The organism is Stieleria tagensis, assembly GCF_024129865.1.
Taxonomy (GTDB): Bacteria; Planctomycetota; Planctomycetia; order Pirellulales; family Pirellulaceae; genus Stieleria; species Stieleria tagensis.
In genome coordinates, this window is sequence record NZ_JAMYFE010000046.1 from 57,924 (window position 1) to 83,542 (window position 25,619).

Below are 25,619 nucleotides of genomic sequence, written 5' to 3' on the forward strand. Positions count from 1 at the left end.
AAAGAACTGAAGAATTGTGTTTGCTTGCGATTCGACCGCGATCACTTGTTCGCTGTTGCAATTTATCTCACATCAAAATCAAGACGCCGACGCGTCAAATTCTTCGCTCTCATTTTGCGCCGCGTCTTCGTTTTCCAACCGCTCTTCCGGATGATCCTCCAGGTACTGTTCAATCGCTCCTCGCTCCGGACCTTTCGGTTCCGATGACGAATCACAACCAGAAAAGACACCACACGAGGCAATCAAACCGACGAGGCAAACAAGCCGACACAGAGAGTGCGAACGCATCGTACACGCGATCCTAATGCAAAAATAAATGGGCAACAGTGACGTGTTTCACAAGTACAAAACGGGTCAAAACACGGCAAACTGAAATTCAATGTAACACTCGCCACTGACCCCGTGTTTGTCCAATTGCTCACTGCTGGCTTTAGTTTTGGTCAATTTTCGTTCTGGGGGCGCCGCTTGTCGAACAATCCTAGGCATACTGCGACGGTTCGCTGTTTCAGTACTTTTTTGAATGACGGAATCCACGATGTATCGCCCAGCCTGTTTGTCTGGATTGCTCGGACTGATTGCTCTCACCTGCCCTCTGATCCAGACACCATGCCTTGCAGAACCGTCAGAGGCAAAGCAAAGCACGCCGGACGCGATTCCCCCGGCTCCACTTGATCTGACCGAGTTAGAGCAGCTTCCAAGGACGGTGCGTTGGCAGCTGGCCAAGGACCTTTACAACGTCGATCGCAACCGGCTGATGCGACGGTTTCCGATTCGAATTTCAGCCGCGCGATTGATCCAAATGGATCGCTACTTGGACGCCTGGCAGTCGGCGCTCGTGGTCGCGCAGCCCAGCGGTGAGGAAGACGAAACCGCCATCGCCGAACTGCGATCACAGATCGACGAACATCAAAAACAACTGGGCGACGACCAGAACCGACGCATTGGTTTTTTGTCCACTTATTCGTTTGCCCAGCCACTGATCAAACTGGTTGACGTGGATCAACGAGGCCGGCCGATCGACTTTGCCCAGGCGGCACGGCAGATCGACGAAATCGATCAATCCCTGCAGGAACAAACCGATTCACTGGATTGTAAACCCGATGCTGACAATCCGCTGCCGAAGTCAGAACTGAATCCGATCGCAGTTGAATTGATCAATGCCTACCAGAGCTGGATGCAATTTTATGCCGACTACAACCCTCGTTTCGATTGGTGGCTGGGCGATTCGTCGAATCAGTTGGCCGACCATTTAACGAACTGGGCCCAAACCGTCCCTCAAGAGCTGCCCGCTACGGAAGGTTCCGACGAGCAGCTGGTCGATCATGATGAATCGTCGTTTCCCGTGATCTTGGATTCGGACTACCCACCGGTATCGGAGCTTTTGACCGGAGCCGCGATGCCTGCGGTGATGCTGCGGTTTCGCGATGACATCCGAGCTGCTCGCAAGGACCCAGAACCCGTCTTGCGATCATGGCAGCAAGCTGTGCGAGAAATCCAGATCGCTGGTAACCCGTTTGCCGACTGGTGTCGTGATGACCAAATTGATTTCCATCGATTGCAGCAAGACATTGCAATGCGGCTGTCGATTCTGGATGACAAATCGGAACCGGCGATCGCGATCAGTCGCGAGGATGACGATTTGGACGGGACGATTGTCGGCCCCGAGCGACTTGCAACGCTATTGCGTGGCGAGTTTATCGATCACACACCCCAAGAACTGATCCAGTTGGCGGAACAGGAGTACCTGATCTGTCGCGCAGAAATGATTGCGGCCGCACAACAGATGGGGTTTGGAGACGACTGGCAATCTGCCGTCGAACAGATCAAGAATCAATCAGTGGCGCCGGGTGAGCAGCCACAACTGATCCGCACGACGGCCGAACAATCCATCCAATGGATTCGCGACCACGACCTCCTTTCGATCGACCGACTCGCCGAATTCACTTGGCGGATGAAGATGATGAGCCCCCAGCGACAACGGGTCAATCCATTCTTTACCGGTGGCGAAGTCATCAGCGTTTCATTTCCCACACGTCAGATGACGCAAGACGACAAACGCCAAAGTCTGCGAGGCAACAATCCGGCTTTCGCGCGCGCCACGGTCCATCACGAATTGATCCCAGGCCATCATTATCAAAACTACCAGTGCTCTCGATTTCAGCCCCATCGAAGATCGTTCGGAACCCCGTTTTGGTTGGAGGGTTGGGCGGTGTATTGGGAATTCGTGTTGTATGAAGGAGGTTTCGCCAGGACGCCAGAAGAGCGACTTGGATTCTTGGTATGGCGGGCACATCGCTACGCAAGAATCTTGTTCTCGCTGAAATTTCATTTGGGGAAACTGACACCCGATCAGTGTGTTGCGTTCCTGATTGACAACGTCGGGTTTGATCGTCGCAATGCAACGGCTGAGGTTCGCCGCAGCATTGGCCCCGACTATCCACCGCTCTATCAAGCCGCCTACATGCTTGGCGCCATGCAGTTTCGGCAACTCGCAGAACGTTGGACGGCAGAAGGACGGGGGACCAAAAAACAGTTTCATGATGCGGTGCTGCGGCTGGGGCAGATGCCCATCGCGTTGTTGCAGTCACGACTGTTCGACGAACCGATCTCTCGCGATCAACCGCCGATGTGGCGATTCAATCTTGACGGCTAGGGCGGAGACGAAAATCACCCGGTGTCATTTCGAACGTCTTATGAAATTGATGCGTGAACTCACTTTGATCGCTGTCTCCCGGGGCGATCGAAACCGCGACGATCGGCCGTTGTGATTCATGCACAGCCTTTGCCGCCGAATCGATTTGCCACTGCAAAATGAGTGGAGCGGCTGTGACGCCGAACAGTTCTTTGACCCATCGGCCTGTCCACATCGGCGCAACAGCGTTTCATTGACTGTGAATCTGGTGAAAGCTCCAATCTCCTAGGGAAAGGCCGAACAGTGATGGTGTGTGTGCCGATTCGGTGACTTTGTGATTGCGTTGAATCGAACTTGTGGTAACTTGCAATGTTGGCCTGTTCGAAACAATTGCCTGGGATTCGTCGAAACTTTCTTACGATGAAACCCCCACGTTTCGAAATTCGCTGTTTGAATTCATCGAAGACTCTCTTCGTCAGACAAATCGCAGCAGGTCTTGCGTTCGCCGAAGGAGGCGATCGATGTTTCACGTCGCTTCTAACGCTGAACGGTGGATCGAGTTTGTCGGCGGACCGCTCGACGGACATTGGCATTAGGAGAATGGAATGGAACGCATGGAAGGAATGGCGCTTTCGACGGGGTTGGTCAGTGGCGTCGCAGTCAAGTTGAGCTACGAGCTACAGCGAACTTTTTCTTCGTCGAACGCAGGTGAAGCCGACTTAATCACGAAAACCGATGTCCAGGCCGAATGTGAGCGAATGGATCTCGCGTTGGAACGTTCGAAGCGAGACTTAGACGCTTTCGCCACGATCGCTAGCGATAAACCATCGCTCACCGCGGCAGTGGAGATGCTTTCGGCCCACATGACGATGGCTAGCGAGATTGCCGCTTCGGTCAAACAGCGCGTTTCGAGTGATCTTGTCGGCGTCGAAAACGCATTGGTTTCGGTGATCAGTCAATGGGCCAGTCGCTTGCAGCAGATTGACAGCGAGTATCTTCGCGAACACGAAATGGATGTTCGCGACGTCGGACAACGCATGATGCGACATCTATTGGGTGTGTCGCCAAACAGTGATGTTGACGTTCCGGTGGGGGCCATTGTTGTCGCACGCGAACTGATTCCATCGGACGCTATCGCGTTGGCTGAATCGGGCGCTGTTGGGATCGTAACGGAATTCGGAGGCACGCTCGGGCACACCGCAATCATCGCACGGTCACTCGGTATCCCTGCTGTTTCCGGGATCTCCAATGTCACCGAGCGGATCGCGAGTGGTGTGACGTTATTGGTGGACGGAGAATCCGGAACGGTCATCGCCGATCCAACTGAGATCCAGTTCGATGAATTCACCGGCCGAATGAATCGCTTGATCGACCAGGCGGATGAAAAAAACGTGATCGACATTGGCCCCTGTAAGACAACCGATGGCACCGCGATTTCGCTGCTGGGCAACGTTGGATTGCTGAGCGATATCGACCAAGTGCTGCGCCGTGGACTCTCAGGCGTGGGGCTCGTTCGAACCGAGTTTCTTTACTTGCAATCACATGTCCGTCCGGACGCAACCGCGCAACGAATCGTTTACTCTCAAATGGCGGATGCGATCGGCGATCGGCCGCTAACCATCCGCACGTTCGACCTTGGCGGAGAAAAGCTGCCACCGTTTTTATCGCTTGACCCGCACATCACTCCCTCGAGTCTGCATTTACGCGGTTTGCGATTTTCGCTCGTCGAGCGCGACCTGCTTCGCGAGCAATTGATGGCAATCGTTCAAGTCGCTCAATCGGCCGATGTCAGGATTCTGTTTCCGATGGTGATTGGCGGACACGATTTCGCTCAAGCCATCGCGATGGTCGAGGAAGCCGTCAAGGAGTGCGATGGATTCAGGCGGCCGCAGATTGGTGCAATGATTGAGACCCCCGCGGCTCTGTTTTGTTTGGACGAGATTCTCGAACTCGCCGACTTTGTCACCATTGGTACAAACGATCTTACGCAGTATCTGCTGGCGGCAGACCGAGAGTTGGCGGCTGAAAAAGACCCTGTCACAGCAATGCATCCGGCCGTCTTGCGAGCCATCCGTCAAATTGTCGTGACGGCCGAGCGGTGGGATCGTCCGGTCTGTGTTTGTGGGGAAGAAGCGAGTGAAACTGAGTTTGCTGAGCTGTTGATCGGTCTGGGAATTCGCGAGCTGAGTATCAGCCCACCTCGAGCAATCGCACTGCGCGCGGCGATTGGGAAGATCGATTTAGCGGTTGTCGGCGAGTTGGCAAGGCGAGCTCTGGCTTGTCGAAGTCCACAGGAGGTTCGCCAATTGTTGGCTGCCGCCGACCGGTCCCCCTTTTTAAACCAAGGGCAGCACTCGTCGCCGCCTGTGCCGGGGGCCAGTTTATGATTGCTCGATTGTCCAGCGACCTGTTACTGCAACCTCACGCGATCCAATCTTCCCAGACCGAATCGGAAGTCATCGGCGTGTTCAATCCTGCCGCTGCGTCTGTCAACAACGATTTGTTCATGCTGGCGAGAGTGGCCGAACGCCCGCTCGAAAAACGTCTCGGATCGACGCCACTTCCTCGTTGGACCACCAATCAAGAAACAACGGTGGATTGGGTTTGTAATGACGATTTACACCTAATCGATGCTCGTGTGGTTGCGCTCAAAAAAAGCGGCGATCGCCGTTTGACGTCGATTTCCCATTTTCAACTGTTTCGCAAATCGAAATTGGACGACGCCGCGTGGGAATTCGTCGCTGCGTTGTTACCGGAAGGTTCTGCGGAGGAATACGGCATTGAAGATCCCCGCATTACCAAAATCGACGACACCTACTGGATCACTTATGTCGCAGTTTCCCGATCGGGCGTGGCGACCGCATTGATGTCGTCGACAGACTTCGTCACGTTTCATCGGCACGGAATCATTTTCGCGAGCGAAAATAAAGACGTCGTCTTGTTTCCCCAGCGCATCGCGGGTGCCTATGTCGCGCTGCATCGTCCGAATCCGAATTCGCAATTTAGCTCGCCACAAATTTGGATCGCTCGCTCGCCTGACCTGATTCACTGGGGCGGCCATGAGGTGGTGTTGGGTGGCAGGTGCGCATGGGAAGGCGACCGGGTGGGAAGTGGGACACCGCCGATTTTGATCGACGATGGCTGGCTGACGCTCTACCACGGCAGCGCGTCATCGACCACTGCTGGCACGGTGGGCCGCTACGTTGCGGGGGCCGTTTTGCTCGATCGCGATGACCCCAGTCGCGTGCTCGCACGGTCGAGCGAGCCGATCATGCAGCCAACGATCGACTATGAGACAAGCGGTTTTGTACCCAACGTCATTTTCCCGACCGCAATGTTGGATTTCGGTGATGATTTGCATGTGTTCTACGGAGCTGCCGACACCTGTGCCGCCGTGACACGGTTCTCAAAGCGATCTGTCTTGGATTCGCTCGATACAAAACGATTAGGCGACCTCAAACCATGACTCTTCCCGATCTACTGAAAATCGCTTTTGTCGGTGACTATTTGCCGCGCAAATGTGGTATCGCGACCTTCACCCACGATTTGCGAGGCGCCGTCGCTGGATCATCCGGCGCGGAGTGTATCGTGGTCGCCATGGATGACATCGACCATGGATATGCATACGACGATGACGTCAAATTTCAGGTCGCAGAGCAAGAACTGGAAGAGTATCGCGCCGCGGCAGACTTCCTGAATTTCAGCAATGTCGATGTTGTTTCACTGCAACACGAGTTTGGCATCTTCGGCGGCCCCTGTGGCAGTCACGTCCTGGCACTCTTGCAAGACTTGCGAATGCCGGTCGTCACCACTCTGCACACCGTGTTGTCCGAGCCCGATCAAACCCAGCGTGCCGTGATGGCGCAGTTGGTTCGACTTTCGACGCGGCTGGTCGTGATGACCGAGCGGTGTCGAGAGACCCTGTTGAACACTTACTCGGTCGATAGCGAACAAGTGGATGTGATCGCGCATGGCATCCCGAATGTTCCAGATATCGATCAGAGGGTTTTGAAAGAGCAGTTCAATGTTGAAAACAAAGCCGTCGCGCTGACCTTTGGCTTGCTGTCGCCGGGCAAAGGAATCGAGCACGTTTTAAAAGCCATCCCAGAGATTGTCGCCCGTTTCCCGGACTTTATCTATCTCGTGCTCGGCGCGACGCATCCCAGTTTGATTCGTGATCAAGGCGAACGTTATCGGATCAGTTTGGAACGCATTGCCAAAGAGCTGGGGATCACCAAACATGTAAGCTTCTACAACCGATTCGTGGAACTGGAAGAACTTACGGAATTCATCGGCGCCGCTGATCTATACATCACGCCCTATCTAAACGTGCAGCAAGCGGTGTCCGGTACGCTGGCCTATGCGTTCGGATGCGGTCAGGCAGTGATTTCGACTCCTTATTGGCACGCCGAAGAATTGCTTGCCGACGGTCGCGGCGTGTTGGTCCCCTTTGCGGATTCGTCTGCAATCGCACGCGAAGTCATCGGACTGCTGGCTGACGACGGCCGGCGTCTGGCGATGCGAGCTCAGGCCCACACGCTGGGGCGCAGCATGACTTGGGACCATGTTTCCCAGCTGTATGTCAATTCGTTCAATCGGGCACGCGAGCAACGTAGCACGCCGCTGAAACCGTTGGCGGTTCGGACTCTGGATGAACAACCGCTGGCGCTGCCCCAGATGCAACTCGATCATCTGCAACACATCAGTGATTCGACAGGCGTTGTGCAGCATGCGATTTATACGATTCCGGATCATACGCACGGTTATTGCACCGATGACAACGCCAGGGCGCTGATCTTGACCGTCTTGCTTGAAGAGCAAGGCAAGGATTCACCGGAGGTACACTCGCTCGCGTCGCGCTATGCAGCGTTCTTGAACCTTGCATTTGACCGCGACACAGGACGCTTCCGCAACTTCATGAGCTTTGATCGAAAGTGGTTGGAAGCGGATGGTTCGGACGATTCACAGGGCCGAGCCCTGTGGGCATTGGGGACGTGTATCGGTCGGTCACGACGCGCAGGTCTGGCTGCATGGGCTCGCGAGTTATTCCATCGGGCATTGCCAGCCTGTGAGAAAACGACCTCGCCAAGAACGTGGGCACTGGGAATCATGGGAATCCAAGAGTATTTGCGGCGTTACAGTGGTGATCGAGATGCCGCGTTGATGAGCCAGCAACTTGCCGACCGGTTGGTCGACATGTACGTCGCAACGGCGACCGACGATTGGCCCTGGTTCGAGAATATCGCGACTTACAACAACGCAAAACTATCCCATTCGCTGATCACCCATGGCCGCTGGTGTGATGATCAGCGGGCGGTGGACATCGGTTTGAAATCGTTGCGATGGCTATGTGAGATACAGCTTTCACCACAGGGGCGATTTCGTCCGATTGGTTCCAACGGTTTCAGCCGCGAAGGCGGTGTGGCAGCAAAGTTTGATCAACAAGCGATCGAGGCTCACGCAATGGTGTCAGCCGCGATCGAAGCCTTCGCCGCCAGCAAAGATCGGTTTTGGAACGAACAAGCCCACTTGGCATTCGATTGGTTTCTTGGCCGAAATGATCTCGGCCAACCGATCTACGACGCATCCACAGGTGGTTGTTTTGATGGTTTGATGGAGAATCAAGTCAACGAAAACCAGGGTGCCGAGTCGACGCTCGCTTTCTTGCTCTCGCTTGTGGAAATGCGCGGATTCAGCGCAGCCATGCGAGTCATTTCATTCTCTCCCTAGTTAGACATCACGTGCAAATTCAACGAACCGGAATCGTTCTTTCGCCCAATAAACAACGTGTCGTATTGCGACCGTTTCAGCCGCCGGGAGATGACCGTGTGATGCGAGTGATCGGCCGCGTCTGCACGCTCTCGGAACAAGAAGTCGACCACCAGCTTGCTCACGTGTTAGAAGAATTTCATGGGCGTCATCAAAAACCCAAGGCGTTCTTCGAGCAGCGATACCGTGACATTCGGCACCACCTGTTCACTGATAATCCACTGAGCGAAAACCGTCGACTGCTGCTGGGAGCCTACTTCACCCAAGAATACGCCTTGGAATCCGCTGCTCTGTTCAATCCTTCGCTGGTGTGGCATCCCGACCAACGCAATTTACCGCAGGGGGCACGGCGATTTGCGATGAGTCTGCGGTCGGTCGGTGAGGGACACATTTCATCGATCGTTTTTCGCAGCGGAACCATTCACAGCGACTTACAGATCACCATTGATGAACCCAGTCGTTTCGTCACGACACCACGATTCGTGCTTGACGCCTGCTACGAAAATGATCTGTTTCGGCGCAAACTGATTGAGTTGAATCTTGGAACACCGTTTACCTATGAAGTGCTGGCGGAACTGCCCGAAGAATTCACACTCGAGCGGCTCGAAACGCGTCTGCGGGCGTCGCTGCGGGAACGCCGATCCCACCACAACGAACTGGCGCCGCTGGTGGACAAAGTCATCATGCTGGCGAAATCAAATTACGAGATCCAATACACGCCGGAACACGAACTTTCCGAACGCCTGATCTTTCCCTTCAGCCCGACCGAAACCAACGGTATTGAAGACGCGCGATTCGTTCACTTTTTCGACGATGACGGCAGCAGTCGCTACTATGCCACCTATAGCGCCTATGACGGTCAGATGGTGTTGCCACAGTTGCTAGAAACAAAGGATTTTCTTCGTTTCAAAATGCACACTCTCAATGGACCGGCCGTTTCCAACAAAGGGATGGCGTTGTTCCCGCGAAAGATCAACGGCCACTACGCGATGTTGGGGCGACAAGACGGCGAGCATTTGTATCTCATGTATTCCGACATGATCTATTTCTGGCACACCTACGAACTGCTGACGAAACCCGCTAACCCGTGGGAATACGTGCAAATGGGCAATTGCGGTTCGCCCATCGAAACGGATGCCGGTTGGCTGGTGCTGACCCATGGCGTTGGCGCAATGCGAAAGTACTGTATCGGGGCGATGCTGTTGGACATCAACGATCCCTCGATCATCCTCGCCCGTTTGCATGAACCATTGATCACCCCCAACGAAGTCGAACGCGAAGGTTACGTCCCCAACGTCGTCTACACCTGCGGAGCGATTGTGCACCAAAACCACTTGGTCATACCCTATGCCATGTCGGACTACGCCACCACGTTCGCCACGATCGAACTCCCCACGCTTCTAGCGGCAATGTCGTAGGAACCGATACGACTGAAGGCGTCCATGGCCAGTCTGCTGTAATCGCAAGACCCATTCGCCCGGCAAGCGTTCCCCTGAAATGGGGCTCCAATCACTGCGGTTTGCCCAGTGCCTCGAACAACCATTGGCGCTCTTTCCCACAGTCGGTCGGGTGATCGACCGTTTGGGCGACGGCATCGATCAAACGTTGGCGATAGGCTGTTCGCAGTCGGTGGATCGCAACCTTCAGCGCCGTGGCTGATAACCCCAGTTGCTTTGCAATTTTTTCTCGCTGTTTGCTGGTGATTTCGGTCGAAGTCAACATGGGTGCGAGTTGATTGAACCATTCACCTTTGCCTTTGGCGGTGTATTCTTGCGAAAGCGTGCGCAGGGTTTGGCGAATCAAGCAACGCGCCCACTCGCGATCAAATGTTGCCGACGGATCCTGTTGGGCGTCGGCAAGTTCCTCCGCTGAAAACGCTTGCTCTCCGCCGGCAACCAAACTGCGATCCAACGAGATCACCGCCTGGTTGCCACCGCGTGCCAAGGCATTCTCACGACGCTGTTGATTGGCGACAAAGTGATCAAGCGACGCGTAGAGAAAGGCTCGAAATCGGCCTCGTGAAGCATCGGCCGCCCCGATCGATTCACGTTCCAATAGATCAGCAAAGAATCCTTGAATTAAATCCTCGGCGTCTTGGCAGGTCTTTCCACGGCGGCGCAGATAGCCGTATAACGCCGGCCAATACATCTGACAGAGCTCCTCGAGCGACTGGCGGGCCAATTGTCGATCCACCGCCGGGATCGACGCCTCGCCGGCACGAATCACCAAACTCCAACGCGTCGTCGGCAGACGTCCGGCAAGCGTCATTGTTGTGTCGCCAACACACGGTTTGCCAATACGCGATGGTTTTCCGAATCAGACAGCAAATACACATCGACATCGCGGTGGCGCTTGATCACCGCCGCGCCGTGCGGTCGTTTCAACTCGAACTCGATCGGCAGGGTGCTGATCCGGTTCTGTTCTAGATCAACGTACCGCAGGGCTTGGTTTTCGGTATCCACCACCAACAGATTACCGGCCGAATCAACGGCAATGCCTTTGGGGCCGCGGAAGGTCGCTAGCAACGGATCACCGCCATCGCCGGAGTAGCCTTTGCCGCCGGTACCGGCGACACGGCGAATTTTGTTCGTCGCTCGATCGATCCGCCACACACTGTTCCCTTCACGCAACACCAACCACACCGCGTTGTCGTCGATCGCCAGCGACCGGGGGCCGAAAACCGAAACCTGGTCAGCGGTGTTGCCTGCGGTCGGTAATTGAGGACGTCCATCACCGGCAATCGTTGAAACGATTCCAGATTGCAGATCGATCCGCCGCAGGCGGTGATTTTTGGTGTCCGCGACCAGCACTCCGCCATCACCATCGAGCACGATACTGTGCGGCTGATCAAACCTTGCTTGTTTGCCCGGTCCACCGTCACCGCGGAATCCGGCTACCCCGTCACCACCCAGAGTTTCGATCTGGCCCGTGGCGTGATCGATACGACGGATGCAATGATTGCGTGTATCGGCGACAAACAAATTGCCGGCGGCGTCGGCGCGAATCTCATGCGGCGCGTTGAACGTGGCCTTGATCGCGGGCCCACCGTCACCGCTGTAACCTTGCTGGCCGGTCCCTGCGAATCGCTGCATCTTGGTCAGCTGGCGATCACATTTCCAAATCGAATGATCATCCACGGTGCTGAAATAGATCGCATCGTCGGTCACCTCAATGCCGTACACATTTCGCAGTGCGACCGTTTGAGGATCAGACGGTTCGTTTGCGACCTGGGAATCGGTTTGTCCGGTCCCCGCGATCACACTCCAACTAGCCGAGTCGGACTGCTGGGCCGAACAGATCGATGGAACCAGTGGCATCAGTCCGATGCCGAGTAGAAATGCCAGACGATGAATCACGATGCAATGCGACTTGATGGAGGGAAGTGGGGCTGAATCAGAGGGACGCGTATTCTACTTCTTTTCGATCGGCGCCGCGTGCAGATACGTCGACCAGAAAAAGGGCTCGTCGCCGGTCAACGTTTCGCGGTCTTGATCTCGCGCGGTCAGTGTGGGTTCACCCAGCGGCGACAGCTCGCTGCGACGGAGCACACTCTCGGCTCGGGCCAGTGCATCGACGGGTCCCAGAAACGGAAGCTCTTGAACGTATTCACGCATCAGGATTGCGGTCGACTGTCCGCCCACCGCCCACCGGCTGAGCACCACATCACGGACGCCGCCATATTGCAGTGCCGCAATGGTCAGCATGATCTCGCTGCCCAAAACCGTTTGCCCGGTGTCCAAATGAGATCGAAATCCGGCCAGGAACACACTGGCCGGTTTCACACCTGGAAATCCCACCCAGAACCGCAATCGGCCGTTTGGCAGCGAACTTTCGTAGCTGGCCAATGCGCTATCCAGGGTGGACTTGGGGTTGGGAGTCGTGGGCTGGGCGATCAGCAAATGCCCGGCCAATTCACCACTGCGACTGGTGGAGATCAGGGCCTGTTCAGGTAATCGCACCACGGCACCGCCGGCGATCGAATCGACGATCGATTGAATCATCGCTGCGTTGGTCTCCATCTCCCGTGGCGCAAAGAATGGGCCCGCGGCCAATGCGGTGACGGGATTGGTTGCCGCCAACGCGGTGGGATACATCGCCAGAGCCGGGGTGGCGGCGTAGGACAATTTGATCGAATCGCCCAGCAATGCCGAATCTGGATCACCGATCGGCAAAATTTCGAACGGCAAATACCACAACAGCGAATCAGGGATCACGACCAACTGTTCGATTTCGGCCAGACGCCCCTCTAGCAATGGCCCCGTCCCGGGCATCACCAACCGGTCTCGCAGCGCGACCGCGTCGGAGCGCCAACTGTCGTCTTCGGGCAATCGCATTCCACGCGAGGCGGATGCGCCGATTCCACGCATCACTTTGGCAATTTCACCGCCAACGCGGTTGGCACCCTTGATCGACCAGTAGGTTGATTTTTGTTTCGTGCACAAAACGACGTGGATCAGGTTTTCATCTTGAAAAAATGCCAACAATCCGACTCCGCCTGGGAGTTCAGCGGTGGGTTGTTTGGAATCCAGTTCGTGGGGCATGACGAAGGGCAAATCGTAGCGGTCCAGCGCGATCGACCAGGCGTCGGCCTCGAGGCGATTGATTTTGGCTTGTTCCAAGTTCGGATCGGCGGCCGGACCAGCCCCCGCCGCAGCGACCACGGCGGCGCGCAAGTCGCGAATCGGCTTGGCCGCCGCGTTGCGAAATCCGACGACTTTGGGATCGGTCAATTCATCGGGGATCCGCGCCAGCGATCGGGTTTGCATCACCCGCCCGCCCAGCGCCAATTGATGTCGCACCCGACCGGATTGGATGTCTTCGATCCGCAACAACACGTCCTGTGCGCTTTCTCGTGCCGCGGCGGTGCGCAACCGGGCCAGTCGCAACGAATCTCGATCCGCGATACATCCCGAGATCGCATCCACGGGATCACGCCGCCAAACGTCGATCGTCGGATCGTCTGTGTAGAGCGACAACAGGGCGTCGGCGGATTGACCATCTAAATCGCGTCCCAATGCCAATCGCACTCGCTGCAATTGGTACAGGCGAGGCATCGAGATCAGGTTTCGCTTGCGCATTTTGCTGTCGGTCGCGAATCCAACCATCTGCGACATGGCATCGCTCCAAGGCGTCGCGGCGGCTGGATGATTGTCATTGCTGGTGGTCGACGACCGTGTTGCCAGTCGTGCCGCCACATAAGCGCCATAGGCCTGCAATCGTGGTTGCAGCACATCGCGCCGCATCGACAACGATTTGGCCTCGGCCAAAAGCGTGGTGGCAGATTGCAAATCGCCCGCGGTGACCGACGCATCGGCCGCCGCAATTAAGCAGTGCAGCGCAGCCAACCTGGATTGACGCAACAACTTCGACGCGGCGACCCGTCCGGCCTGTTGGACAACGGCAGCCTGTTTTGCGTCGGCGCACCCAGCAGCCAACTGCAATGATTCGCCGATCCATTCGAATTGATCCATCGAAGCGGCTTGATTGGCGGCTGCCAAACACACGCCAACCGCGGCAGGGGATTTGTCGGTTCCGGCCAGTGCTGATGCGGCACACAACGCCGTGATCGGTGACAACGGGTGCACACCCTGATTGAATGTCGTGTTTGAATTGGCATCGGCAATCGCACGCTCATCCTGCATCGCACCAAACCGCTCAGCGGCGCGCATGGCGCCGATCAGATTTCGAGCCAACGGCAAATCCAATCCGGCCGGATATTTGGTACTGTCCAGAGCCTGCACCGCCAACGGATCGGCTTCGGCCAACGGTCCCAAAATGATCCGCCGCCGGTAGCTGGCGATCGCCAGTCCACGCATGATTTCGACGACGTCGACCGTCTTGATGTTTAGCTCTTCCATGGTGCCGCCTTGGGCCAATCGAGCTTCGGTGATCTGTTCGCCAGAGTAGAATTTGATGGCGCGCGAGAGCGGTAAACGATTGACCGCATTGGCTTCGTCCCACAAATACTGTTTGGGCGAGTACTGAAATGGCGTCTTCATCACCTCCGCCCAAACCGGGCGCGACAGCCAGCGCGCACGCCGGATCGCAATTTTCAGCACCATGTCCAGACTCTGCATCGCGCCTTCCAGGTCGCCTTGGCGATATTGGCACTCGGCCATCATCGCAAACACCGGAATCGCGTCGATCCAATGTCCATTGGCGTCACGGCGTGTACGGCTGATCGCTATCTCGAACGCGTCCATCGCGCGATCCAATTCGGCCGTGCGATACACTTCCAGCGCGGCATAATAGGCCGGCGAGGGGTAACTGACCCCGGTCGGTTCGCGTCCCAAACTACCCCCTAATCCGGCCCCCTGGCCGTGGACCGGTGTCCCCACCGGCCCTACCACGCTGAAGATCATGCCGCAAACAAGCAGACTGTTAAAAAAACATTTTTGAATGATTGCAATGCGTGGCGAAGTGGATCGAAACAGAAGTGCCAGAGAGCGGTTAGACCGCGCGGGTCGCGCCAACATAATGCGGTGCCTGTGAGGGAAATGTTGCCGCCGGTGCCGGGTTGCGACACGATTTCGGCGGAAGCGAAGGAGCTGATTTTGCACGTGCGAGGCAACACGACACATTGCCAATATCCTACATCATCGGCGACGGTTGATGCTCCCCTCTGTTGAATCGACTCTCATTCCGTGGACTGGACATGACCGGTAAACTAGGACGCCCGGCGTCCCAAATTGCAGACAAAGCACTCGCCGGCCAACAATTGTTCTCTCCTGCCCCAAATTGAGTCTGAATGTCGACGACCGAAATCAAGGTCAAGGGTGCCCGCGAGCACAACCTCCGAGATGTCAATTTGACCCTGCCTCGCGGCGAGCTTGTCTGTTTCTCGGGCGTTTCAGGAAGCGGAAAATCCTCGCTGGCCTTCGACACGCTGTACGCCGAAGGCCAACGGCGGTATGTCGAATCGCTGTCCAACTATGCCCGCCAGTTCATGGGGCAGATGCCCAAACCAGATGTCGATCTGGTCAGCGGCCTAAGCCCATCGATTTCGATCGCGCAAAAATCCACCGGCAATAATCCCCGCAGCACCGTCGGCACGATCACCGAGATCTACGACTTTCTGCGAGTGCTGTATGCCCGCGTGGGTACGCCAAATTGCCCCAATTGCCAACTCCCCATCGCGGCCCAACCCGCCGATGCAATCACCTCGCGAATCATTGACCTGGATCCCGAGCAAACGATCTGGGTGTTGGCGCCTTTGGTGCGTGCCCAGAAAGGTGAATTCAAAGATCTGTTTGAAGATCTGCGCAAACAGGGCTTCACACGAGCCCGCGTCGACAATGAAACCGTTCGCCTGGCGGATCCACCACCGCTGGACCGCCAACACCGCCATGATGTGGAAGTCGTGGTCGATCGCATCGGCATCGATGATCGAGATCGCGGGCGTATCAACGAAGCCGTCGCGCTGGCACTCAAACTAGGTGATTCCTCTGTCATCGTTTCACTCTCAGACCCCAACAGCGAAACCGCCGACCACGCCAAAGCGGACATCCTGTTTTCATCTCGCTATTCTTGCGCGTCCTGTGGGGAAAGTTTTCGGCCACCGACACCACAGTTGTTTTCATTCAATAGCCCCCAAGGGATGTGCCAAGCCTGTGACGGATTGGGTCAGTTGTTCACCTTCGTCCCTGATTTGATCATCCCCGACACTTCCAAATCGATCCGCAAAGGCGCGATCACACTGTTGGGAAAATGGGGCGACATCGGACGCTATCGACGACACATCTACAAAGGGTTCGCCGATGCGATGGACAAGATGCTGGAACTGGAACCCGGCACGATGCTGGAAACCAAGTGGAGTGACCTGAGCGAACAAGCACGCGAGATCTGGTTGTGGGGCAGCGAGTCGACCTACCAAATGACATGGCGGGGTGGCCGCACGAGCCGAAAGTACAGCGGTTCGTTTGGTGGTTTTATTCCTGAACTACTGGAGCGTTATCGGACGACGAAAAACAAGATGCAGTTGCGGCATCTGGAAAAATTCATGAACACGATTGGCTGCGTTGATTGCAACGGCAAGCGGCTCAATCGCCAGGCCAGCGCATCGACCGTGACCACACTCGCACCGGGATTTGGCGAATCCGCCACCGCGCCGGCGGCATTGTCGCTGCCCCAGTTATGCGAACTGTCGATCGAGCGGCTGAGCGAGTTTTTCACCGACCTGCAACTCGGTCCGACCGATACCAAAATCGCCGCCGAAGCGCTCAAAGAGATCCGCACACGCTTGGGATTTTTGCTGGGCGTGGGACTGGACTATTTAACACTCGGACGGACCGCCCCGACGTTGTCCGGTGGTGAATCACAACGGATTCGATTGGCCGGCCAGATCGGCAGCGGATTGGTCGGCGTTCTGTATATCTTGGACGAACCGTCGATCGGGCTGCACGCTCGCGATAACGATCGGTTGATCGAAACACTGGTGCGGCTGCGTGATGCCGGCAACACACTGATCGTCGTTGAACACGATGAAGACACGATGCGGGCGGCCGACCGGATCGTGGATTTCGGTCCCGGGCCGGGTGTTCGTGGTGGCAAAATCGTCGGTATCGGCGACGCCAGCGAATTGGGCGCCAACGCGAAAAGTGTGACCGGTCAGTTTCTGTCCGGTACACGCGAAATCGCCATTCCAGACAAACTGCGACCGATCGACGGCGAAGCCCAATTGACGATCCACGGCGCACGTTTTCACAACCTGAAAAATGTCGATGCGACCCTACCACTGGGCACCGTGATTTGTGTGACCGGGGTCTCCGGCAGCGGCAAAAGTTCATTGATCGGTGGGATCTTGGAACCCGCGTTGCGCAGAGATCTCAATGGCGCCGAAACAGAACCCGGCGATCACGATTCGATCAGCGGTCTGGAGTTTCTGGACAAGACCATCGCGATTGATCAATCACCGATCGGGCGTACGCCACGCAGCAACCCGGCGACCTACATCAAGGTGTTTGACGAGATCCGGAATCTGTATGCCAAATTGACCGAGGCCAAAACGCGCGGCTACACCGCCAGTCGGTTCAGTTTTAATGTCGACGGCGGACGCTGCGCCGCCTGTGATGGCAATGGCGCATCGAAATTGGAAATGGATTTCTTGGCCGACATCTGGGTCACCTGCCCGGTCTGTGCCGGCAAACGCTACAACCGCGAAACGCTGTCGGTTCAGTTCAAAGGTGCTTCGATCGCAGACGTTTTGGAAATGGATATTTCACAGGCGTTGAAACTGTTTGAAAACGTTCCCAAAGTCGCCGAGAAACTGCAAACCCTGGTCGACGTCGGTTTAGAGTATCTGAAACTAGGACAACCCTCACCGACACTCTCCGGCGGTGAAGCCCAGCGGATCAAACTGTCGCGGGAACTGAGCAAGCGAGAAACCGGCCGCACGCTGTATGTGCTGGATGAACCGACCACCGGATTACACTTTGCCGACATCGAATTATTGTTGCGCGTGATCCAAGGGTTGGCCGACCGAGGCAATACCGTAGTGATCGTGGAACACAACATGGATGTGATCAAGACCGCCGATTATGCCATCGATCTAGGGCCTGAAGGGGGCGCGGGCGGCGGTCAAATCGTAGCCGCCGGTCGCCCGATTGACGTCGCCAACAATCTCAATAGCTACACCGGTGTGGCGCTTGCGAAAGCGATGGGTGTCAAACGCAATGAATCGGCACTGGCCAAAAAGGATGATGCCCGCAAGGCTTCACTGGCACCCCCCTCCGAACGATCTCGCACCCATTTGATCGTCGAGGCGGCCAGCGAACACAACCTGAAATCAGTCTCGGCTGAAATCCCTCGCGACGCGATGACGGTGTTTTGCGGCCCCAGCGGCAGCGGCAAAAGCTCGCTGGCGATGGACACCATCTACGCCGAAGGACAACGTCGTTACGTCGAATCTCTGTCATCCTATGCGCGGCAATTCATCGGCCAGGTGCAAAAGCCAAAAGTCGAGCGCATCGAAGGTCTGTCGCCGGCCGTCGCGCTGGAGCAAAAGAACTTGGGCCATTCGCCCCGCAGCACGGTCGGAACGGTCACCGAAGTGTTTGACTACCTGCGAATCTTGATGGCTCGATTGGGGATCCGGCACTGTCCCGATTGTGGCGTCGAGGTGGGAACGCAAACCCCGGAACAAATTGCAGAGAAAGTGTTGGCTTTGCCGGAGGGGACGCGTGCATTGCTATTGGCGCCGATCGAAGTCGTCGCCGGCGAAGCATCCAAAGACACATGGCAGTCGCTGCGCAGCCAAGGCTATCAACGGGTGCGGATCGACGGTCACACCACGTCCTTGGACGAGGCCCCGGCGCTGGATCCGCGGAAACGACAAACGGTCCAGGTCGTGGTCGACCGAGTCGCGATCGACCCTGCCGATCGGACGCGGATCAGCGATAGCGTCGAACAGGGGCTGTCGTTGGGCATTGGTGTAATTGAAGTCGCCATCGCGGATCCGGACCGCGACGAAAAACACTGGGAAACGACCACCCACAGCCAGCATTTGGTGTGTGGCGATTGTGGCCGTTCGTTCCCCACGCTTTCGCCGCACCATTTTTCATTCAACAGTGCGGTCGGTTGGTGTCCACAATGCGAAGGTCTGGGGAAACAGACCGGAACCAACCCCGCCGCCTTGCTGGGACCGCCACGACAAACGCTGGCTGACGGAGTGGCGTTGTTGTGGCCCAGTGTCGACCAAGAGGTCTCGCGGTGGATGTTGCGTGCGCTCGCACGACAAACAGGGATCCCGATCGAAGCACCGTTCGAAGAACTCAGCGCGGCACACCGCCGAATGTTGTTTCACGGTCTGGGAGAACGATGGATCGAAGTCCGACAAAACGATGCCAAACCGGACTCGAAATCAACCGGCCGTTTGTTTCGCTACCAGTTCAAAGGGTTCTATCCGGCACTGGAGCAGGCTTCGAAGTTGACGCCTGGTTTGCGAGGCAAGTTGGAACTGTTTGTTGACGAAATCAATTGCAGCGCCTGCGACGGATCACGGTTGCGCGAGGAAGCTGCGGCCTGTCAATTTCGTGGCGCCACGATCGCCGATCTGGTCCACATGCCATTGGACCGATTGGACAGATTGATCGCCGATTGGAGTTTGGATCGTCGGGAAAAGAAAATCGCTGGCGAACTGATCCGCGAGATCAAATCGCGTGTTCGTTTCTTGTTGGATGTCGGTCTGAATTATCTGACATTGCACCGCGGCGCCGCGACACTCTCCGGCGGTGAAGCCCAGCGGATTCGGTTGGCCGCACAATTGGGCAGTGGGTTGTGTGGCGTATTGTATGTTCTGGACGAACCGACGATCGGGCTGCACCCCCGCGATAACCTGCGATTGCTATCGGCACTGCATCGCCTGCGTGATCTTGGCAACACGTTGCTGGTCGTTGAGCATGATCGTGACGTGATCGCCGGCAGCGACTACCTGTGTGATTTTGGGCCTCAAGCCGGTCGGTACGGCGGCCGCATCGTCGCCCAGGGGCCTCCCACCCAGGTCGTGCCGGTCGACCAATCGGTGACCGCCGGCTACATCAATGGCACCCAACACATCCCCTTGCCGGCCGTGCGCCGCCCGGTGTTCACCGACGCCGGCCAGCCGCTGGTCGAGTTCATCACACTGATCGGTGCCTCGGAACACAATCTTCAAAACGTCGACTTGAAGTTGCCGCTGGGCGTGATGACGGTTGTGACCGGGCCGAGCGGCAGCGGCAAGAGCACACTGATCGAAGGCACGCTGTATCCCATTTTGGGCAAGCGACTGCACCGATTGGGTACGAAACCTGGACGGCACGAAAAGATCGAAGGTCTGCGTCATATCGACAAAGTGATTCGTGTCGATCAGTCGCCGCTGGGGAACACCCCCAGCAGCAACCCTGCGACCTACACCGGCGTGTTCGATTTGATTCGCCAGTTATTTGCCTTGATCCCCGAAGCCGCCGAACGCAAGTTCACCGCTCGAACATTTAGCTTCAACGTGCCCGGTGGTCGCTGCGAGACCTGTGAAGGCAGCGGTCAGCGGCGGATCGAAATGCATTTTTTGCCAGACGTCTGGGTCGAGTGTGAAGAGTGTCATGGCAAACGATACAACGATGATGTGTTGGAGATTCAATACCACAGCCGATCGATCGCCGATGTGTTGGCAATGCCCTGCGGCGAAGCGGTGGAGTTGTTTGCCAGTGAACCACGAATCGTGCGCGTGTTGCAAACGCTCTGTGACGTCGGACTGGACTATGTCACGTTGGGGCAATCCGCGCCCACACTCTCCGGCGGCGAAGCGCAACGGGTGAAACTGGCATCGGAACTGGCTCGCCCGGGGACCGGTCAAACACTGTATCTGTTGGACGAACCGACAACGGGTCTGCATTTCGAAGACATCGCCAAACTATTGGATGTGATTCAGCGGTTGGTCGATCTGGGGAATACCTGTGTCGTGATCGAGCACAATCTGGACGTCGTTAAATGCGCCGACTGGGTGATCGACATGGGACCGGGGGCTGGTGTCGATGGAGGCACGATCGTGTTCGAAGGCACCCCGGAACAACTGGCAGCGACCGCAACCAAGCGACGAAAAAAGGGGGATCCCATCGTCAGTGTTACCGCATCGTTTGTTGCCGATGCGTTGCGGGAAACCGACGCGGATTTCATTCCGAACCAACCGCCCGAGCAACTGCCACCGGAGGAGCCAACCGAAGCCAAAGCGGCATCGGTCGCTGAATCAACCGATGAATCGTTGACAGCCGAGCCGGCGACGGTCAAATCCAATGGGCATGCTAACGATGAAGTCTGGAAGGTGCTCGGTCGAAAATGGCATTCAATGCCCAAAGGTTTCGAGGGAAATGCGGCGCCGCAGTGGCCGCTGAAATTGCCTGGTCGATTGTTCGATCAAATCGAAAAGATTGCCGGCGAGGATTGTTTGCGGATGTCAGCGTCGAATCGTGTCGATGTGGTGAACTCCAATGGCGATGTCAAACTCTCCATTCGCACGCGTGATCTGGACGCGGTCAAAATCGTCACCTCTGAACCGATTGATCCGGGGGAAGTCGATGCGTTGGGGGATGCAAAAATTCTGGTCTCAGGCGGTGAGGAATCGACCACGCTGGCCATCAATCGTCTCGGCCAAGCCGCCAAGCCGGCGCTGCGACAATTCCTTCAACGTGTGCTTTCCTAGCCAAGCGATCCATGTCATCCGGATTCGATTCTGCCGATCTTGCCCGTTGTGAAGACGCATTGCGTCTGGCCATTGAGTATGGCGTTTGGGACACGGCGATCACGGCGAAACTGCGTTCGATGGTGGGCGAAACTGCGGCCGCACTGGTGCTGGCGACCGCGAAACTGCACCCCAAAGCCCAGCAAAAACTCGGGCCGGGCATCTGGTGGTGCACCGAGCGATCGTTGCAACAGTCCACCGCCCGCCAGGTCGCTGATCTGAAAGCCGAATGGATCGCCGGTGCACCGGTCTATGATCTGTGTTGTGGTATCGGCGGCGATACCGTTTCGATCGCTCGCGCGACGGCCTCGTCCGCAACGCCGGTCGTGGGTGTCGATCTGGATCCGATGATGGTTGCGATGGCCACCGAGAATTTGCGGCTGAATTTGGAGAGTGATCATTCAATTGACAATCGCTGCGAACTGAAATGCGCGGCGATTGAGTCGCTGGGAATCCCGTCGCAGTCATCGATTCAAATCGACCCCGATCGCCGCGATGATTGCGGTCGCAAGACACGCCCCCAGGACTATGCGCCGCCCTGGCCGATCGTCCAGAAGTCCCTGGAAGGTTGTTTTGCGGGACTCGTCAAATTGGCTCCGGCCGCTGAAATCGACGACCATCCGGATCATCACCGCGTTTGGATATCACTCTCTGGAAGCGTTCGTGAGCAATCTCTGTTGGTCGCACGTGCGATCGATCAAGCCGGCGAGGTTGTCAGCCAGGCACTCAAACCGGGCAGTCGGTCTGCGATCGCGATTGATCACCAGGGTCGGCCCGCGGTGTTTTCCAGCGACCATCCCTACCACGCCGATTCCGCAAACGGTGCTTTCGGGGGGCGGTCAGCAAATGATTCGGTCGAGTGGGCGGATAAACCGTTGGCTTGGATGGTTGACCCCGATGCTGCCATCAGAGCGGCAGGATTGACCGCCGAATTTGCCACGACAAACTCGCTCGCCGCACTTGGCGGTCCGGCTGGATTTTTGACCGGACCCGAATCGGCCCGCGGCGACATGGCAATCTGTGAACCGGTGATTTGGAACGGCGCCTGTGACGATCGCAAGTTGCGCAAGACGCTGCGTTCGTTGGATGTGTATCCCGTTCGGATCAAGACCCGCGGTGTTGCACAGAACCCCAATGTTCTTGAAAAACGCTACCGCGACTGCGGCCAGCATCCGGTTACCCTGTGGATTGGAAAAACCGCCCGTCGTCAATTCGCAGCCATCACGCGACCGCAGGATTCGGCGGCGGCATGCGACGAAAGAATTGTTCCCAACGGTTAAAACGCTCTCGATCGCATGGGGTGCTGCAAAATGCGAGCGCCACGGGTTGAACAGAAGCGGTCCTGTGATTGCAATGAATCCTAAATTGAGAGATATTCCAGTTTTCCGGCAACCCACACGAAACCCAATTCGTCGGTTGGCCGCGCAGGATTCCGCTTCCACGTTGATCTAAATCTTTCTGTGACTCCCACCACTCACTCCTCCGCGGCGCCCCAACGCAGACCCAAAGTTCTGTTGCTGGTGGAAACAACCATGGCGTTCGGACGCAGTGTTTTGGAAGGGATCAGTCGCTATCGGATTGAGAAACAGCCCTGGTCGGTGCAATTGGATCTGCGCGATTTGATGGCTGGTCCGCCGGCGTGGTTTCGATCCTGGGACGGCGAGGGAATCATCACCCGCGACACGACCCCGGAAATGATCGAAATCATTCGCGAGACCGGAATTCCGACGGTCAATCTGGGTGACATCCACGACGACCAGACGTTGCCATCAGTGATCAATGATCACAGCTCGATCGGCCGACTTGCCGCAACGCACTTGGCGGACAAAGGCATCGAGCATTTTGCATTTGCTGGTTTCAGCGACCATCACTGGTCCTCCCAGCGATTGAATGGTTTCGTCGCAGGGCTTCGCGATCGGGGGATCGAAGATGCTGACCATCTGCATGTTCATCAATCCGAATGGACATCGGCCAGTCAAAGTGGATGGCAACAGCAACAGGACCAGATCGTCGCCTGGGTCAAACAACTGCCACGTCCCATCGGCATTTTTGCCTGCAACGATTTCCGCGGCCAACATGTACTGGAGGCGTGTCAGACGGCCAAGGTTTCGGTCCCCGATGAAGTCGCGGTGTTGGGGGTTGATAACGATCATGTGCTGTGCGACTTTTGTGACCCGCCGCTCTCCAGTGTGATCCCGGCTGCGGAACGGATCGGTTATCAAGCCGCGGTGATGCTCGATGCATTGATGCATCGCGAAACACCCGACCCGTTGCACGTCCAGATTGCGCCGCTGGGAATTGCCGAACGGTTGTCGACCGACGTGATGGCGATCGACGATGAAGACGTTGCGGCGGCGATTCAAATGATCCGCTTTCGCGCCTGTGAAGGACTGACCGTGACTGAGATCTTGGCCGAAGTCCCGATCGCGCGTAGTTCGCTGGAACGCCGGTTCCGGCAATACCTGGGGCGTTCGCCACAAGCCGAAATCCGTCGTGTGCAAATCAAACGCGCCTGCCAGTTATTGCGTGACACCGAACTCAGTTTGGTCCAGATCTCACGCTTAACCGGTTTCAAACACGCCGAGTACTTCAGCGTTGTGTTCAAACGCGAAGTCAAACAAACACCGGGACGCTATCGCGACGCCAGTCGTGCCAAAGCTAGAAAACCCTTCGGTTGAACCACCGGTGTATCAACGGCTGATCCGACCACTGCTGTTTCGCTGCGATCCCGAATGGACGCACGATCGATCCATCGCGGTGGCGGAACTGTTCGGGCGTGTCCCCGGTGCGACCACCGTTCTCAGACGACTAGTTCGTTCACAACAACCTTGTTTGCGGACCACCGTGGCGGGAATCGAGTTTGAAAACCCCGTCGGACTGGCGGCCGGTTATGACAAATCGGGACGTGCGATCAGCGCCCTGTCGGGATTGGGATTCGGTCACATCGAAATCGGTTCCATCTCCGCATCACCATCGGCGGGCAATCCTCGCCCACGGCTGTGGCGTTTGCCGCGCGACGAAGCGCTGTGTGTCCACTACGGATTGCCCAATCAGGGTGCCCAGCGCATCGCAGTGCGATTGCAGGGCCAATCGTTTGCCGTGCCCGTCGGCATCAATTTGGTGAACACCAATTTTGGACCTGACGCCGTACCAAGTTCGGCCGATCAAATCATCGACGACTATGTTCGTTCCGCGTCACTGCTCTCCCCATTTGCGGCCTACCTGATGCTGAACCTCAGCTGTCCCAACACCGCCGATGGCCGTGACTTTTTTGGTGACACCGATTCGCTGAATCGATTGCTCGAACGGATCTCGGCACTGCCGATTGCCGTGCCGCTGTTCTTGAAAATTGCACCCGAGACAAATGATGCGTCGATCGATCGCATCCTGGCGATTTGCGATTCGTTTGATCGCGTCGGCGGGTTCATGTTCAATCTGTCCCCAGTCCGTCGCGATGGACTTTCGACACCGCCGGCAGAGTGGCAGGACTATCCGGGGGCAATTTCAGGTGTTCCGACGCGACACTGGATGGATCAACGAATCGCCAATCTGTATCGCCAAATGGACAAGACTCGGTATCGGATCATTGCGGCCGGCGGCGTTTGTAGTGGCGCCGATGCCTATCAGAAAATACGCAGCGGCGCATCATTGGTGCAGTTGTTCACGGCGCTGATCTACCGGGGGCCCCGCGTTGTGCAGCGGATCAATCGGGAACTCGCTGCCTTGTTGGCCCAAGACGGGTATCGCACTGTCAGCGAGGCCGTCGGCACATCCGTTTCGTTTGAAACGTAGCTGGACCGGCCACGGTTCAGATTTCCTGCATTTCAGTTCGACTGAACCCTGGCGGGCTGGCGATTACCCAAAAGTTTTGTTCGATCACCCGTGAAATCCCTCGCTGACGCGTTTAGAAGCCAGCGCTTTCGCGTGGGGCATTGTTTCTTGGTAACCCGAAGCGTGAGCGAGGGATCCCGTTAACACCCTAAATCCCTCGCTCACGCGTCGGGTTAC

Annotated in this window: 15 protein-coding genes; 9 read left to right on the plus strand and 6 right to left on the minus strand. The window is 56.7% G+C overall.

From position 1 onward, the window contains the following. Positions 1 to 78 precede the first annotated feature (78 nt). Together NHH03_RS11210 and NHH03_RS27910 are read right to left on the minus strand one after the other, a co-directional pair. Entirely contained in the window at positions 79 to 288 is a 210-nt protein-coding gene (locus tag NHH03_RS11210; protein WP_253156073.1) for a hypothetical protein, read from the minus strand. Positions 289 to 354: 66 nt separating this feature from the next. Then, positions 355 to 486 carry a hypothetical protein gene (locus NHH03_RS27910; RefSeq protein WP_261364212.1) on the minus strand — a complete coding sequence of 44 codons (132 nt, stop codon included), beginning with the start codon at positions 484 to 486 and terminating at the stop codon, positions 355 to 357. Between the two features lie 217 nt (positions 487 to 703). On the opposite strand from NHH03_RS27910, the gene NHH03_RS28160 reads away from it, so the two are divergent. Beyond that, positions 704 to 2,653 carry a DUF885 family protein gene (locus tag NHH03_RS28160; protein WP_253156075.1) on the plus strand — a complete coding sequence of 650 codons (1,950 nt, stop codon included), beginning with the start codon at positions 704 to 706 and terminating at the stop codon, positions 2,651 to 2,653. Here the strand turns inward: NHH03_RS28160 and NHH03_RS11220 are convergent. Further along, entirely contained in the window at positions 2,637 to 2,867 is a 231-nt protein-coding gene (locus tag NHH03_RS11220) for a helix-turn-helix domain-containing protein (protein WP_253156077.1), read from the minus strand. The two genes, NHH03_RS28160 and NHH03_RS11220, sit on opposite strands and share 17 nt — an antisense overlap. A gap of 370 nt (positions 2,868 to 3,237) precedes the next feature. Here NHH03_RS11220 and ptsP point away from each other — a divergent pair, with 370 nt between their 5' ends. From ptsP to NHH03_RS11240, 4 genes are read left to right on the plus strand one after another with little or no spacing between them, the layout of a single operon-like run. After that, positions 3,238 to 5,019, plus strand: a complete 1,782-nt coding sequence (ptsP, locus tag NHH03_RS11225) for a phosphoenolpyruvate--protein phosphotransferase (protein ID WP_253156079.1) — start codon at positions 3,238 to 3,240, stop codon at positions 5,017 to 5,019. Next, complete coding sequence (locus NHH03_RS11230) at positions 5,016 to 6,098, plus strand: glycoside hydrolase family 130 protein (RefSeq protein ID WP_253156081.1); 1,083 nt, start codon at positions 5,016 to 5,018, stop codon at positions 6,096 to 6,098. The genes ptsP and NHH03_RS11230 overlap by 4 nt, the downstream gene beginning before the upstream one ends. Further along, the gene (locus tag NHH03_RS11235; RefSeq protein WP_253156083.1) at positions 6,095 to 8,362 is read left to right on the plus strand and encodes a glycosyltransferase family 4 protein; all 2,268 of its coding nucleotides are present in this window, start codon (positions 6,095 to 6,097) and stop codon (positions 8,360 to 8,362) included. The genes NHH03_RS11230 and NHH03_RS11235 overlap by 4 nt, the downstream gene beginning before the upstream one ends. Before the next feature lie 11 nt (positions 8,363 to 8,373). After that, complete coding sequence (locus NHH03_RS11240; RefSeq protein ID WP_253156085.1) at positions 8,374 to 9,819, plus strand: glycoside hydrolase family 130 protein; 1,446 nt, start codon at positions 8,374 to 8,376, stop codon at positions 9,817 to 9,819. Between the two features lie 91 nt (positions 9,820 to 9,910). Here NHH03_RS11240 and NHH03_RS11245 read toward each other — a convergent pair whose 3' ends face one another. The 3 genes from NHH03_RS11245 to NHH03_RS11255 are packed head-to-tail and all read right to left on the minus strand — an operon-like array spanning position 9,911 to position 14,763. Continuing rightward, the gene (locus tag NHH03_RS11245; RefSeq protein ID WP_253156086.1) at positions 9,911 to 10,669 is read right to left on the minus strand and encodes an RNA polymerase sigma factor; all 759 of its coding nucleotides are present in this window, start codon (positions 10,667 to 10,669) and stop codon (positions 9,911 to 9,913) included. Next, positions 10,666 to 11,757 carry a hypothetical protein gene (locus tag NHH03_RS11250; RefSeq protein WP_253156088.1) on the minus strand — a complete coding sequence of 364 codons (1,092 nt, stop codon included), beginning with the start codon at positions 11,755 to 11,757 and terminating at the stop codon, positions 10,666 to 10,668. The genes NHH03_RS11245 and NHH03_RS11250 overlap by 4 nt, the downstream gene beginning before the upstream one ends. 54 nt (positions 11,758 to 11,811) lie before the next feature. Next, the gene (locus tag NHH03_RS11255; protein WP_253156090.1) at positions 11,812 to 14,763 is read right to left on the minus strand and encodes a CHAT domain-containing protein; all 2,952 of its coding nucleotides are present in this window, start codon (positions 14,761 to 14,763) and stop codon (positions 11,812 to 11,814) included. 386 nt (positions 14,764 to 15,149) lie between these two features. On the opposite strand from NHH03_RS11255, the gene uvrA reads away from it, so the two are divergent. The 4 genes from uvrA (at position 15,150) to NHH03_RS11275 (ending at position 25,403) form a co-directional block, all read left to right on the plus strand. Continuing rightward, positions 15,150 to 21,572, plus strand: coding sequence for an excinuclease ABC subunit UvrA (gene uvrA, locus NHH03_RS11260; protein WP_253156092.1), 6,423 nt, complete (start codon positions 15,150 to 15,152; stop codon positions 21,570 to 21,572). Positions 21,573 to 21,583: 11 nt separating this feature from the next. Beyond that, positions 21,584 to 22,891: a hypothetical protein gene (locus NHH03_RS11265; RefSeq protein WP_253156094.1), complete on the plus strand. Its 1,308-nt coding sequence runs from the start codon at positions 21,584 to 21,586 to the stop codon at positions 22,889 to 22,891. 252 nt (positions 22,892 to 23,143) lie between these two features. After that, positions 23,144 to 24,289, plus strand: a complete 1,146-nt coding sequence (locus NHH03_RS11270; RefSeq protein WP_253156096.1) for a XylR family transcriptional regulator — start codon at positions 23,144 to 23,146, stop codon at positions 24,287 to 24,289. Continuing rightward, entirely contained in the window at positions 24,261 to 25,403 is a 1,143-nt protein-coding gene (locus tag NHH03_RS11275) for a quinone-dependent dihydroorotate dehydrogenase (protein ID WP_253156098.1), read from the plus strand. The genes NHH03_RS11270 and NHH03_RS11275 overlap by 29 nt, the downstream gene beginning before the upstream one ends. Positions 25,404 to 25,619: the final 216 nt, after the last annotated feature.

Excerpts from the sequence above, each read along its gene's own strand:
- ptsP (WP_253156079.1), top strand. The coding sequence starts at position 3,238 with ATGGAACGCATGGAAGGAATGGCGCTTTCGACGGGGTTGGTCAGTGGC.
- NHH03_RS27910 (WP_261364212.1), bottom strand. The coding sequence starts at position 486 with ATGCCTAGGATTGTTCGACAAGCGGCGCCCCCAGAACGAAAATTGACC.
- NHH03_RS11245 (WP_253156086.1), bottom strand. The coding sequence starts at position 10,669 with ATGACGCTTGCCGGACGTCTGCCGACGACGCGTTGGAGTTTGGTGATT.
- NHH03_RS11255 (WP_253156090.1), bottom strand. The coding sequence starts at position 14,763 with ATGATCTTCAGCGTGGTAGGGCCGGTGGGGACACCGGTCCACGGCCAG.
- NHH03_RS11230 (WP_253156081.1), top strand. The coding sequence starts at position 5,016 with ATGATTGCTCGATTGTCCAGCGACCTGTTACTGCAACCTCACGCGATC.
- NHH03_RS11220 (WP_253156077.1), bottom strand. The coding sequence starts at position 2,867 with ATGTGGACAGGCCGATGGGTCAAAGAACTGTTCGGCGTCACAGCCGCT.
- NHH03_RS11265 (WP_253156094.1), top strand. The coding sequence starts at position 21,584 with ATGTCATCCGGATTCGATTCTGCCGATCTTGCCCGTTGTGAAGACGCA.
- NHH03_RS11210 (WP_253156073.1), bottom strand. The coding sequence starts at position 288 with ATGCGTTCGCACTCTCTGTGTCGGCTTGTTTGCCTCGTCGGTTTGATT.
- uvrA (WP_253156092.1), top strand. The coding sequence starts at position 15,150 with ATGTCGACGACCGAAATCAAGGTCAAGGGTGCCCGCGAGCACAACCTC.
- NHH03_RS11235 (WP_253156083.1), top strand. The coding sequence starts at position 6,095 with ATGACTCTTCCCGATCTACTGAAAATCGCTTTTGTCGGTGACTATTTG.
- NHH03_RS11270 (WP_253156096.1), top strand. The coding sequence starts at position 23,144 with ATGGCGTTCGGACGCAGTGTTTTGGAAGGGATCAGTCGCTATCGGATT.